Here is a 12,772-nt window from a genome sequence, read left to right on the forward strand (position 1 = left end):
GGCGGAAACTTCCGACACGGTACCCGCACCGGTGAGCAACCCCGCCGGACACCTCCACCGAACCGCCGATGCCCGTTATCGACCGTCCGGTTCGTCACGCAAATAGCTCTACTCCGTCACTGCGCGAGATGAGATCGTTTACCGGCTCACCAAGCGAGACACAGCGAAAAAGATTCACGGCCGGGCGGGGCCGTGCGAACGACCAGGGGAGGGTCGGTTTGCCGTCGACCGGTAATGGTCGCCTACCCGCGCGTGGCCGCGGTGCGCTCCGGCGGGCCGCACACATCGGACTCCGCCGCGCCACCGACTCCCCCGAGGTGGAGTCGCGTAGCAGGCGCGGCTGGAACGAGATCGCGTCGTCGGCCGCGGTCATCCTGGCCGGGGTGATCGTCGTGGTGGGCTTCGGCTTCGTCGCGAGCCGCGCGATGCGCTCGGACGACCGGAACCCGCTGCCCGACCCGCCGCCGACCGCGGCGCTCGGCGGGGTCGCCCTGCCCAGCGCGAGCCCGGGCCTGATCCCGCTGGGCAGCCCGTCGCCGTCCCCGTCGTCGGCGTCACCGTCGTTGTCGCTGCCGCCCTCGCCGTCGCTGACGCCGAGCCGGAAGACCACGCCGCCGCCGGACCTGGGCGCGATCTCGCTGGCCGGGGGCACGCCGGCGTCACTGGTGGACCTCACCGGCGAGGGCGCCCGCGACTGGGTGCACTGGGGCGAGGACGGCACGTTCTCGCTGGAGCGGGACAAGAACGGCGGGTTCGCGATCCTGGAGGGCACGCCGACCGCGCCGCGGTTCCGGCACGCGCTGAGCCCGCAGCGGTTCGAGTGGACCGGCGGCGACCCGGTGGACCACAGCGACGGCACGCCCACCGGCATCCGCACGTGCGGCGCCGGCAACGGCTTCACCATCTCGGCGCCGGCCACGACCAGCAACCGCACCCTGCGGCTGTACGTGGGTGTGGTCTCGGCCCGGGGCGTACTGTCGGCACGCCTGACGGCCGGGTCGGCGACCGCCTCGGCGACGCTCGAGCAGCGCGACGCCTCGTTCCATCCGGCGGTCTACACGCTCACCTACCGGGCACCGAAGGCGGCGAAGATCAATCTGACGTGGACGACGACGCAGGCGTTCGGGGACGGCTGCGGCGGAGTGGCGCTCGAGGCCGCCACCCTGCGGTGATGTGTTTCTCATGAAGATCAGGCGATAAAGGGGAAATGGTGTTCGCGGGCTGGGGATCGTGGGTCGCCCGGTTCCGGTGGCCGGTGCTGATGGTCGCGCTCGTCGCGGTGATCGGAGCCGGCCTCTGGGGGCTGGGTGTTTTCGGAGAGCTGACCGAGGGTGGGTACAACGACCCGAACAGCGAGTCCACCCACGCGGGCCAGGTCGTGCAGGACACGTTCGGCGTCCAGGGCGGCGACCTCGTCGTCATCTACACCCCGACCAAAGGCAAGATCGACGACGCGGCGCTCGGCAAGCGGGTCAAGGACTCGCTGGCCAAGCTGCCCAAGTCGGCGGCGACGGCGTCCACGTCGTACTGGTCGTCCCGGTCCGCCCAGTACGCGGCGAAGAACAAGTCCAGCGCCGTCGCGGTGATCACCCTCGCCGGGGACGACGACGCGGCCAAGCTCGACTCGTACCGGGCGATCGCCGGCAAGTTCGCGGTCGACGGCGCGAAGGTGCAGCTCTCCGGGGCGGTCGCGCTCGCCGACGCCTCCTCGACCCGCTCGACCGACGACCTGGGCACGGCCGAGCTGATCAGCCTGCCGATCACGCTGATCCTGCTCGTGCTGATCTTCGGCTCGCTGGTCGCGGCGTCCCTGCCGGTGCTGGTCGGCGGCGCGGCGGTGCTCGGCTCGCTCGGCATCCTGCACGCCATCGCGGCCGGCACCGACGTCAACTCGTTCGCCGTGAACGTGGCCAGCCTGCTCGGCCTGGGCATGGCGATCGACTACGGCCTGTTCATGGTGGGCCGGTTCCGCGAGGAACTGGCGGGCGGGCGTACGCCGTCCGAAGCCGTGTCCCGGACGGTCGGGACCGCCGGGCGCACGGTGGTCTTCTCCGCCACCCTGCTGATGATCGCCCTGGCCGGGCTGCTGCTGTTCCCGCAGGGGTTCCTCAACTCGCTCGCGTACGGCGGGCTGGCCGCGGTCTTCCTCGCCGCGGTGCTCTCACTCACCCTGCTGCCGGCGATGCTCGCGGTGCTCGGCCCGCGCGTCGACAAGATCCCGGTACACCTGCCGCGCCGCGCCGGCGCCGCCCCGAGCGGCAGCAGCTGGACCAAGCTGGCCGGGGTCGTGCTGCGCAACCCGCTCGTGGTCGCGCTCCCGATCCTCGCCTTCCTGCTGCTGCTCGCGTCGCCGATCCGCGGCGTGCACTTCGGCGAGAACGACGAGCGGATCCTGCCCGCCAACGACCCGTCCCGGCAGGCCATCGAGACGCTCAAGGCGGACTACCCGCAGTTCGCCGGGGACAACGTGCAGATCGTGCTGCGCCACGCCGCCTCCTCCGCGGACTTCGCGGTGCAGCTGCGGCAGATCCCCGGCATCGCGCAGATCGGGGCGGCCCGCAAGGACAAGGACGTCACGCTGTTCACGGCCACGCTCAAGAGCAAGGACGCGTACAGCGGCGAGGCCCGCGACGTGGTCGACGCGATCCGGGCGCTGCCGGTCCCGCCGGGCGCGCAGCTGCTGGTCGGCGGCACCACGGCCCGCAACAACGACAGTCTCGAGGCCACCGCCGACAAGCTGCCGTGGATGGTCCTCATGCTGGTCGGGGCCACACTGCTGCTGATGTTCCTGGCCTTCGGCTCGGTGGTGCTGCCGATCAAGGCGGTCCTGATGAGCGCGCTCAGCCTCTGCGCCACGTTCGGCGTACTCGTCTGGATCTTCCAGGACGGTCATTTCTCCTCGCTGCTCGACGTGACTCCCGCGCCGCTCGAAGTCGGCATCGTCGTGCTGATGGCGGCGGTGGTCTTCGGGCTGTCCACCGACTACGAGGTGTTCCTGCTCTCCCGGATGGTCGAGGCCCGCACCCGGGGCGCGTCGACCGACGAGGCGGTCACCACCGGCCTGGCCCGTACCGGCCGGGTGATCAGCGCGGCCGCCCTCTTGCTGATCGTGGTCACCGGGGCGTTCGCGCTCTCGGCCGTGACCACCATGCGGTTCGTCGGCGTCGGCATGATCATCGCCCTGCTCCTGGACGCCACGATCGTGCGCATGCTGCTGGTGCCGGCCGTGCTCAAGCTGCTGGGCGACGCGGCCTGGTGGGCGCCCGGGCCGCTGCGGCGGCTTCAGCGGCGGGCCGGCCTTTCCGAGTACGCCGGGGAGCAGCCGGATTCCCCGGCCGGGCGGCATGCCGCTCTCGACGAGACCCAGGTGATCCGGTACGCGCCGTACGGGGCGCACGGCCAGGCTCTGCCCGCGCTGCCCGCTGGTGCCGCCGGCGTCGAGCCGACCCGGCACGCGCTGCCGTCGGCGTCGCCCGCGTTCGCGCTGCCGACGGGTTCGCTGTCGGCCGACGACGCGACGCAGGTGTTCGCCCGCTTCGAGGAGACGGCCGTCATCAACCTGCCGGCCGGCTCGCCGCCGCTGGAGGAGGTCGAGGCGGAGACGGTGGACGAGTCGCCCGTCCGCTCGTCCTCGGCCGACGACGACTCGATCGTCGACGCCGAGATCCTGGACGACCAGCCGGACTACGACGCGCCCTACGAGGACGAGCCCGGCCGGTACGCAACGCCCGCCGCCTCGGCGGAGTCGTGGGAACTGCCGGCCGGGGCCGGGGAGTCGGAGTCGGAGTCGGACACGCCGGCCTTCGTGGAGGCGGCGTCGACCCCCGTGTGGGACTTGCCGGCGACCAACCCGGCGCTGGTGGAGGCCACGGAGTGGCTGCCGGCCGGCTCGTCGTTCGAGTCGAACGCACCGCGCGCGGACTGGACGGTCGCCGACGACGACGGGTTCTTCTTCAGCCCACCGCCCGCGACGCCGGACCTGCCGCCGACGCCCTTGCGGCCCGCCGAGGCTTCGTCTTCCTCCGGCGAGGAGGAGGTCGTGTTCGCCGAGCCCGAGGCCGCCGTCGCTGAGGCTGCGCCCGCTGACGAGCCCGCGCCCGCCTTCACCGAACCCGAGCCGTCATTCGCCGAGCCCGAGCCGTCATTCGCCGAGCCCACCTTCGCTAAGGCCGCGTTGCCCGAGCCCGAGCCGTCATTCGCCGAGCCCGAACCCTCATTCGCCGAGCCCGAGCCGACCTTCGCCGAACCCATGCCTACCTTCGCCGAACCCACGCCTACCTTCGCCGAGGCTGCGCCCGTCGCCGAGCCGGTCCTCGCCGAACCCGAGCCCGCGTTCGCCGATCCTGAGCCCGCCTTCGCCGATCCTGAGCCCGCCTTCGCCGATCCTGAGCCCGCCGGCGCCGAGTTGGAGCCGGTCGTGGACGAGCCGGCCGACGAGCCGTTCGCGGACGTGGAGGCGGATGTCGTCGAGCCGGTTCGGGCGGAGTTCGCCGCGGAGCCGGTTCCGGTCGAAGCCGTCGAGGAGCAGTTCTCGGCCGGGCGCGCGCGGGCCATCTACCGGCCGTTCGTCCCCGAGCCGGCCGAGTATGTGGCCGACACCTACGTTCCGGCGCCGGCCGAAGCGGCGGAACGGACCGGAAGGCGACCCTCGTCGCTGGCCGACAATTTCCCGGTTCGGGGAGCCTCGAACACGGTGAGTAGGCCCGCCGATCTCGGTGCGTATAACCACGAACGCGCCCCGGGCCAGGTGGGAGACGTTTCGCGGCAACCGATCGGCCTCGATGGGCAGACATCGACGCAACGCCCAGCTACGCTCGGCGATCAACCGCTTCGTCCGCGGCCTGTCCCCCTCCCTCCGGAGCCGCAGTCCATGACCGAGCCAGAGCCGCAGCCGCAAGCCGCCGCCGGGCCGGCGACCACCGCGCCGGCCGACATACCCGCTCCGCCCCCCGCGCCCGCGCCGCAGGCCCCCGCCGTGCCGCCGTTCGCTTCCGCGCCGACTGCCTCCGCGGCGCCGTTCACACCCATGCCACGGAGGCCCGACGCCCACCCGGTCCAGTCCGCACCGGCCGACATACCCGCTCCGCCCCCGGCGCCCACGCCGCAGGCCCCCGCCGTGCCGCCGTTCGCGCCCGAGCGGGCCGCCTCCCCCACGCCGTTCACGCCCATGCCGCGCAGGCCCGACGCGCACCCGGTCCAGCCTGCGCCGGGACCCGCCACGCCCGACGCGCTTCCGGTCCGCCCGGCCGCAGCAGCCGCGCCCGCGCCGCACGCACCCGCGACCGCGCCGCACACACCCACGCCGCACGCCCCCGCGACCGCGCCGCACACACCCACGCCGCACACACCCACGCCGCACACACCCACGCCGCACGCACCCGCGCCGCACGCACCCGCGACCGCGCCGCACGCACCCGCGCCGAACTCGAGTCCGGTTCCGAGCCCGGCTGCTGCCGGCGCGGTGCCGGGGTTCAATGCTCAGCCGGGGGCTGGGCGGCGGCCGGCGGATCTCGCTGATCACCTGCGGGAGTCTCGGCCGGCGGATCTCAATGACTACACGACGGGGCGGATTCCGCGGATGCGGCGGGCGCTCGAGGAGAAGCCCAAGAGTCGGCGGCCGGCGACGCTTGCCGACCACCTGTCGGCGCGGAAGTCGGGTGAGGAAGTCACGCGCGACCTGCGGGATCACGCCGCGCAGGAATAGGCCGCGCAGCGGGCCGTGCCGGGTTGAGCGCAAGCATGCAGATCAGCCCGGCGCGGGCGCAACGGCTCGGACCAGACGCCTGGGCCGCTCCGAGGACCCACGTTACTTGTCCCGATTCGTACGATATAGGGGATTTCTAGCGGAAGATCAAGCCGCCGCCGACCTCGATCACCTGGCCGGTCAGGGCGCCCGAGCCCTCGGAGATCAGCAGGCGCACCGTGGCGACCAGATCCTCGGGAACGAGCGCGCGCGGAATGGCCTGGGTGGCGACCAGAGGAGCGTGAAGTTCGGCGTCGCGGCCGGCGGCCAGTTCCGCCTCGCCTTCCGTTCTTATCGCGCCGGGCGAAAGGGCATTGACGGTGATGCCCGCCGGGCCCAGAGCGCGGGCCAGCGAGCGGGTCAAACCGATGAGGGCGGCCTTGCTGGAAACGTAGGACGGGCCCGAGGGGCCGCCCATGCGGACGGTCGGGGAAACCACATTCACGATGCGTCCCCAGCCCCGCTCGGCCATTCCCGCGCTCAGCGATTGGGACAGCAGCATCGGGGCCGTCACATTGACGGCGAACGTTTGCTGCCATTCCTCGAGCGGGAGGATTTCGATATCGACATTCGAGGCGCGGGCGGCGTTGTTGATGAGCACGTCGACGGGTCCGGCTCGCCTCGCCAGATCGAGAACGGCCGCCGGGTCGGAGAGGTCGGCGTCCAGCAGGTCGGCCTGGGCGCCCAGGTCGCGGCAGAGGCCGGCCACCGTCTCGGCCTCGGCGGCGGCGGCCAGGTGGTGCAGTAGCAGCGTGTTGCCGGGGCGGGCGAGGCCGACCGCGACGGCCGCGCCGATGCCGCGACGGGCGCCGGTGATCAAGATGCGCTGACCCATGCCGGTCAGCTTAGGACGCAACCTGTCGTTCGCCGGGCATCTCGAACCACTTCATTCGTACATATCGATTGCTTGTCCGGGGCGTCATGCGGCGGCCGTTACGTGATCGCCATGACCATGCATCGACGAACGTTCATCCTCGGCGGCCTGGCCGCCGCCGGATCAGTAGCCTTCCCGGCCGGCATGGCACGAGCAGCGACTCCGTTCCCCTTCAAGCTCGGCGTCGCCTCCGGCGAGCCGGCCGCAGACAGCGTCGTCCTGTGGACCCGGCTGGCGCCGTCCCCGCTGAACGCCGACGGGCAGGGCGGCATGGCGAACGCCGACGTCGCCGTCGACTGGCAGGTGTCGGCCACCGACACCTTCGCCACGCTGGTCGCCGGCGGCACGGTGACCGCGCATTATGCCGACGCGCACTCGGTGCATGTCGTGGCGGGCGGGCTGTCGCCGGACGCCGAGTACTACTACCGATTCCGCGCGCAGGGCTTCATCTCGCCGGTCGGCCGCACCCGGACCGCGCCGGCGACGGGCACCTTCGGGCGGGACCTGACGATGGCGTTCGCGTCGTGCTCGCACTACGAGTCGGGGTATTTCACCGCCTACCGGCGGATGGCCGAGGACCGGCCCGACCTGATCCTGCACCTGGGCGACTACATCTACGAGAACGGCGCGACCAGCGGGGCGGTGCGCCAGCACGCGGGAGCGTCCGAGATCGTGTCGCTGGCCGATTACCGCCGCCGGTACGCGCAGTACAAGTCGGACCCGGACCTGCAGGCCGCGCACGCGATCGCGCCCTGGCTGGTCGTGCCGGACGACCACGAGGTGGAGAACAACTACGCCAACATGGTACGGGCCGACAGCAGCCCCGCCCTGACCGCCGCGCAGTGGACCGCCCGGCGCACGGCGGCCTACCGCGCGTACTACGAGAACATGCCGCTGCGGCCGGCCCAGGCGCCGTCGGGCAACAGCATCCCGCTGTACCGGCGGGTGCGCTGGGGGCAGCTGGCGACGTTCCACATGCTCGACACCCGGCAGTTCCGCGACGACCAGGCCTGCGGCGACGGGTGGAAGGCGTGCTCCGACGCGGACCTTTCCGCCCGTACGCTGACCGGCGCGGCCCAGGAGTCGTGGCTGCTCGACGGCTTCGGCCAGCACCTCGCGACCTGGGACATCATCGGCCAGCAGGTGTTCTTCGCCCGGCAGTTCGACGCGTCCGGCGCGGCCAACATGGATGCCTGGGACGGCTACCGCGCCTCCCGGTCGCGCATCCAGCAGGGCTGGGTGGACCGCCAGGTGCGCAACCCGCTGGTGCTGACCGGCGACGTGCACGCGGCGTGGGCGAACAACCTGAAAGCCGACTATTCCACCTCGTCGTCCGCCACGATCGGCACCGAGCTGGTCTGCACCTCGATCGGCTCGGGCGGGGACGGCTCGGCCACCACGACGATCCCGAACGCGGCCACGAACCCGCACCTGAAGTTCTACTCGGCGCGGCGCGGATACACCCTCACCAGGATCGGGGCGGGGCAGGTGCGCGCGGACTTCCGGGCGGTGCCGATGATCACTCAGCACGACGCCGCGGTGAGCACGCTCAAGTCCTTCGTCATCCTCGACGGCCGGCCTGGCCTTCAGGCCGTTTAGGGGTTTGCCATGCACATTGGTCTTTCCCTTCTGCTCGCCGCATCGTCCATCACCTGGTCCACGGCCAACTCCGTCGCGACCGGGGACCAGGACGGTCCGGCCATCGCCATGAACCGCAACGGCGGGGTCGCCGTCGTCTGGGAGGACGACCGGGACACCGACGACGCCGCGAACAACAACCACTCCGAGATCTACCTGCGCTATTTCCTCAACGGCATTTCCGTGTACGAGGTCGAACTGTCCCCCGGCGGGACCAGCGGCACGGACTGGAAGCACCTCACGCCGGACGTCGGGCTCGACGACCGTGGGAACGCGGTGGTGGTCTGGGCCGACGACCCGGACGGAAACGGATACTTCAACATCCCGTACCGGGTGGTGTCGCCGACCGGCACGATCCTCGGGTCGGGGCAGGCCAACGCCGACTCCACCGGCGACCAGATCCGGCCGCGGGTCGCCGTCGACCCGGACGGGACCTCGGGCAGCGCCACCGCGGTCGCGTTCACGGTCGTCTGGGAGGACGTTCAGACCACCGCGGTGACGATCAGGGCGGCGGGCTACACCGGCGCCACCACCAAGGCGTACGAGAAGACCGCCTCGCAGACCACGGGAACGCACCATCGCCCGGACGTGGCCGTGGGCGCGTCCGGCGACGCCACGGTCGTCTGGGAGGAGGACGCGGACGCCAACGCGTTCTCCAACATCGGCCTTACGCGGCTGGCCCGGGCGAACGGCGCCGTGCTGCTGAGCGCCCGCACGGCGAACGTCAACGGCGGTGGGCAGCAGACGCAGCCGGCGATCGCGGCCGACTACAACGGCGACTTCACGGTCGGCTGGGTGTCGGACCACACCGGGACCTCCGGCGTGTGGGAGCGGTCGTTCACCTCGGCCGGCACCGCGCGGCACGCGGATGTGGAGGTCGCCGCCGGTGGCGCCGCGCCCGCGATCGGCATCGACGACCAGGCGAACGTGGCGGTCGGCTGGACCGTGGGCGGCCTCGACGGCTGGGCCCGCGGGCTCAACCCGGACGGGACCGTGACCGGGCGGCTGCCGGCGCAGGCCCTGACCCAGACCACGACCGGGCGGCAGGACCAGCTGATGCTGGCCGAGTCGGCGTGGGGCGAGATCGCCGTGGCCTACACCGACGACAACGACGGCAACACGTTCGACCAGGTCCTGCTCGGCCAGGGCGCGACCAACGACGACGGCGGGTGGCAGCTGTTCTGAGCCGGTTTTGCTAGCGTGCGCCCATGACCGCTGAAGGGAACGGCAAGCGGGCCGGCGGGATCGCCTTCGCGGCGATCGTGGGAGCACTGGCCGGGGCGGCGATCGCCGAGCGCCGGGGAGCACGTGCGGTCGCGGCCGCCGGGCTCGCCGGCGCGGCGGCGCTCGCCGCGACCGAGGCGGTGGCGCGGGCCCGGCAGCGGCCCGGCGAGATCCCGGCGTGGTGGTCGCGGGTCGTGATGAGCGGCGCGATGGCCGCGCCGGCCGGCTGGCTCGGCGCGCGGCTCACAAAGGCCGGGCCGGTGCCGGTCGGGATAGCCGCCGGGACGGTGGCCGGCGCGCTCGGGCTGCGCCCGCAGAAGGTGGCCCTCGGCCCGGTGGTCGGCGCTGCCGTCGGCACGGCGTTCCACGGCGCTCCCCCGGCCGTCGTCGCGGCCGGCGCGGTGGTCGGCTTCCGGGCCCTGTCCGCCGCCCTGTTCCGCGATCCGCAGGTCAGCCTGCTCGCCGAGGGGGTACCAGCCGCGGAGTTGCCGTTCGTGGTCCCGCTCGAGGCGCGCACCGGGTACGTCGGCACCGGCTACGTGCGCGAGCTGGCCGAGGTGCTCGGCGGGAAGTACGAGGCCGACGCCGCGGACGTGGGCATCGTCGCCTCGCTCGACGACCTCACCGGCCCGCAGTTCGACCCGGCCGGGGTCGACCCGCTCGTGCGCGAGTTCTACGAGCACACCACCCGCTTCAAGCTCGACATCGTGCCCGAGTGGCGGCCCTGGGTGCGGCCGGGCTACCTGCTCTACCGCACGCTCGTGGCGCGGCCGCTCGGCCAGGCCAACGTGCCGATGAACCTGCGCGAGACGCTGCGCGGCGTCCGCAGCCGCATCGACACCATCACGCCCGACGGCAGCGACCTCATCGGCGTACGCGGATGGATCCGCTCGTTCGCCGACACCGACGAGCCCATCTACATCGGCATCTACACGACGTACCGGCACGACGGGCGCGGCTATGTGAGCGTCGGCTTCCCGGTGCCGCAGGCCAACTTCACCGCCACGCTCATGCCGCTGCCCCGCCCCGGCGGCGGGCTCGTGCTCACCAGCCGCAGCGGGCTCACCCACCCCGGGCACTACCTGTCGTACATCGACCCGGAGACGCGCGAGCTCACCACCCTGGCCGTGCACGGGTTCGCCGAGCGGCTGGACGTCTACACCGAGAACGGGGAGCTGCGGGCCGAGCACGCGTTCTCGCTCTACGGACTCCCGTTCCTGGTGCTGCACTACACGATTCACCGCAAGCCCGCGGCAGAATAAGGCCCGTCACGAGCCAGGATCGGCCGTGCCGCGGTCGGCGAACTGCGGCCGGATCGACGAGGGGCGGGCACCGTCCACATCGGTGAACCCATAATCCTCGGCCAGCTCGGCCGCGACGAGGCAGCGGCCGGTGTGCCGCCGCACGCCGGGATCGGCCGCGAGCGCCGCGACCGCCCGGCCGACGAACTCGGGAGATTCCGAGTTGGACAGGTCGAAGAAGTCCGCCGCCCGCATCACGGCCTCGGTGCGCACCAGCCCCGGATACAGAGCGACCGCGGTGACGTCGCGGGCGGCCAGCTGAGCGGCGGTCACGGCGACCATCCGATCGTCGGCCGCCTTGGCCACGCTGTACGCGACCTGGTCCTTGCCGTTGAGGTAGCTGCCGGGGAAGAACGACACCGTCACGACAAGCGCGCCCGGCCGGAGCACCGGCACCGCGAGCACGGTGGCCGAATAGTGTGCGCGGACACCCGAGGTGAACATGTCGTCCCACACCCGCAACGGCTGCCCCCAGAACGGGCCTTCCATGTCCGTGTGGCGGTCCTCGTGGTACGAGGCATAGCCGCCCCACACGTTGTTGACCAACAGGTCCAATCCACCCCGCTCGGCCCGCACGCGCTCGAACAGTGCGGCCGTCTGCTCGTCATCGGTGTGATCGCAGACCACCGCCACGCCCGTGCCGCCGGCCGCGCTCACCGCCCGGGCCGTCTCCTCAACCGTGCCGCCCACCGTCGGAAAGGTCACCTGATCGCCGCTCGAACGGCCCGTCACGTACACGGCGTACCCGGCCGCGCCGAGCGCCAGCGCGATCCCCTTGCCCACGCCTCGGCTCGCACCGGTCACCACCGCTACCCGCTGCTCAGTCATGGCAGAGAGGATGACAGAGCGGTACGACAAGAATGGACCGGACGACGGCCAGGCAGACCCGCGAAGATAGCGGCATGAAGGCGATCTACCCAGACGACGGCGATGGCGATCCGGAGGCCGTGCCCGGCTTGCGCCCCGAAACCGACGGCGCGGCCGGCATCACGTCGTTCACGCTTGAAGTCGGTGGAGAGACGTTCGCGGTCCGTCCCAACGACTTCGGCGGCACCGATTACACCTGGCTCAGCGGGCCCAACCCCGGCTACGGATTCGGTGCGAGTCCGACCCCGGACCTGTCCCTCGACGAGCACAGGGAGAACATCCGCGGCTTCCTGGCCATCGTCGACCCCACGACGGGATACATCGAAAGCGACTAGCTCTCCTGACGGGAGCCTTTGGCGTTGAGCATTTCCAACAACTTGACTGTCGTGTTCCAGCTGCGAATGGTCATCGACTTGTAGAGCGGTGACGTCATCATCGAGCTCAGCCGGCTCTTTGTGCGCTGAGCACTGAGGCGCTCCGAATAGACGACACCATCACCCGGCCAGACCCGGTCGACGCCCTCGCGCGGATTGAACACCGGCATCGCCTCGGCCGCCTCGATGCCCATGAGAAAGATCGCGTCATTGTGGTATTTGTCCGGCTCGTCGCCGAAACCCTTCGGCCTGTCGTCCACGACCGCCTGCAGTTGATCACGCGTGAGGACCAGGACTTTGATGAGCTCGCTGTCAAGGTCGAAAGCCTTGGGCAACGCCGCTTCGATCTGGGCCGCTATCTCCTCGGTGCGCCGGTCCGACGTCAAGACAACATTGCCGCTGGCGATAAAAGTTGTGACGTCGGAAAACCCGAGCGCTTCCAGGCATTTCTTCAGCTCCGCCATCGGAACCTTGTTCTTGCCGCCGACATTGATGCCGCGCAAAAGAATCAGAAACGTCTTCACGCCGCCCATGGTACTTCTCGGCATGACAATGCGCCGCGCGGATTGCGCCTTGCCGAGCCGGAATGAGTCCTCCTTCCGCCCGAGCTTCGGATTGCTGGCGGCCGCTCTGCTGCTGCACGGGGAACCGCAGATGGTGCTCTGGGGCAGCATGGCATTCCTCGCCGGGGCGGCCCTGGTTTGGGGCGGCTCGATGCTGCGGCGCATGCCCGGCTGACGGGGGCCCGCCC

At 71.5% G+C, this 12,772-nt stretch carries 10 protein-coding genes; 7 read left to right on the forward strand and 3 right to left on the reverse strand.

Annotated elements, in window-relative coordinates:
• The first annotated feature begins 317 nt into the window (after positions 1–317).
• Positions 318–1,172, forward strand: coding sequence for a hypothetical protein (locus A3CQ_RS0142935; RefSeq protein WP_020517148.1), 855 nt, complete (start codon positions 318–320; stop codon positions 1,170–1,172).
• 35 nt (positions 1,173–1,207) lie between these two features.
• The gene (locus A3CQ_RS63370) at positions 1,208–5,704 is read left to right on the forward strand and encodes an MMPL family transporter (RefSeq protein ID WP_020517149.1); all 4,497 of its coding nucleotides are present in this window, start codon (positions 1,208–1,210) and stop codon (positions 5,702–5,704) included.
• Between the two features lie 136 nt (positions 5,705–5,840).
• On the opposite strand, the gene A3CQ_RS0142945 is transcribed toward A3CQ_RS63370, so the two are convergent.
• Complete coding sequence (locus A3CQ_RS0142945) at positions 5,841–6,563, reverse strand: SDR family NAD(P)-dependent oxidoreductase (protein WP_157297008.1); 723 nt, start codon at positions 6,561–6,563, stop codon at positions 5,841–5,843.
• A 126-nt stretch (positions 6,564–6,689) separates the two neighbouring features.
• Between A3CQ_RS0142945 and A3CQ_RS0142950 the strand changes: the two genes are divergently transcribed.
• The 3 genes from A3CQ_RS0142950 to A3CQ_RS0142960 are packed head-to-tail and all read left to right on the forward strand — an operon-like array spanning position 6,690 to position 10,741.
• Positions 6,690–8,216 (forward strand): alkaline phosphatase D family protein, encoded by a 1,527-nt coding sequence (locus tag A3CQ_RS0142950; RefSeq protein WP_020517151.1) that lies wholly within the window; start codon positions 6,690–6,692, stop codon positions 8,214–8,216.
• 9 nt (positions 8,217–8,225) lie between these two features.
• The gene (locus tag A3CQ_RS0142955) at positions 8,226–9,440 is read left to right on the forward strand and encodes a hypothetical protein (protein WP_020517152.1); all 1,215 of its coding nucleotides are present in this window, start codon (positions 8,226–8,228) and stop codon (positions 9,438–9,440) included.
• A gap of 23 nt (positions 9,441–9,463) precedes the next feature.
• A complete protein-coding gene (locus A3CQ_RS0142960; RefSeq protein WP_020517153.1) occupies positions 9,464–10,741 on the forward strand; it encodes a hypothetical protein in 1,278 nt (425 codons plus the stop codon).
• A gap of 6 nt (positions 10,742–10,747) precedes the next feature.
• Here the strand turns inward: A3CQ_RS0142960 and A3CQ_RS0142965 are convergent, their stop codons facing one another.
• Entirely contained in the window at positions 10,748–11,608 is an 861-nt protein-coding gene (locus A3CQ_RS0142965; RefSeq protein ID WP_040434006.1) for an SDR family NAD(P)-dependent oxidoreductase, read from the reverse strand.
• Between the two features lie 74 nt (positions 11,609–11,682).
• Here A3CQ_RS0142965 and A3CQ_RS0142970 point away from each other — a divergent pair, with 74 nt between their 5' ends.
• Entirely contained in the window at positions 11,683–11,982 is a 300-nt protein-coding gene (locus tag A3CQ_RS0142970) for a hypothetical protein (RefSeq protein ID WP_020517155.1), read from the forward strand.
• On the opposite strand, the gene A3CQ_RS0142975 is transcribed toward A3CQ_RS0142970, so the two are convergent.
• On the reverse strand, positions 11,979–12,554 hold the full coding sequence (locus tag A3CQ_RS0142975; RefSeq protein ID WP_020517156.1) for a DUF1697 domain-containing protein: 576 nt from the start codon (positions 12,552–12,554) through the stop codon (positions 11,979–11,981). The genes A3CQ_RS0142970 and A3CQ_RS0142975 overlap by 4 nt on opposite strands.
• A 40-nt stretch (positions 12,555–12,594) precedes the next feature.
• Between A3CQ_RS0142975 and A3CQ_RS61880 the strand changes: the two genes are divergently transcribed.
• Positions 12,595–12,759, forward strand: coding sequence for a hypothetical protein (locus A3CQ_RS61880; RefSeq protein WP_169516358.1), 165 nt, complete (start codon positions 12,595–12,597; stop codon positions 12,757–12,759).
• Positions 12,760–12,772: the final 13 nt, after the last annotated feature.

Origin of the sequence: Paractinoplanes globisporus DSM 43857 (assembly GCF_000379645.1) — a bacterium.
GTDB lineage: Bacteria > Actinomycetota > Actinomycetes > Mycobacteriales > Micromonosporaceae > Actinoplanes > Actinoplanes globisporus.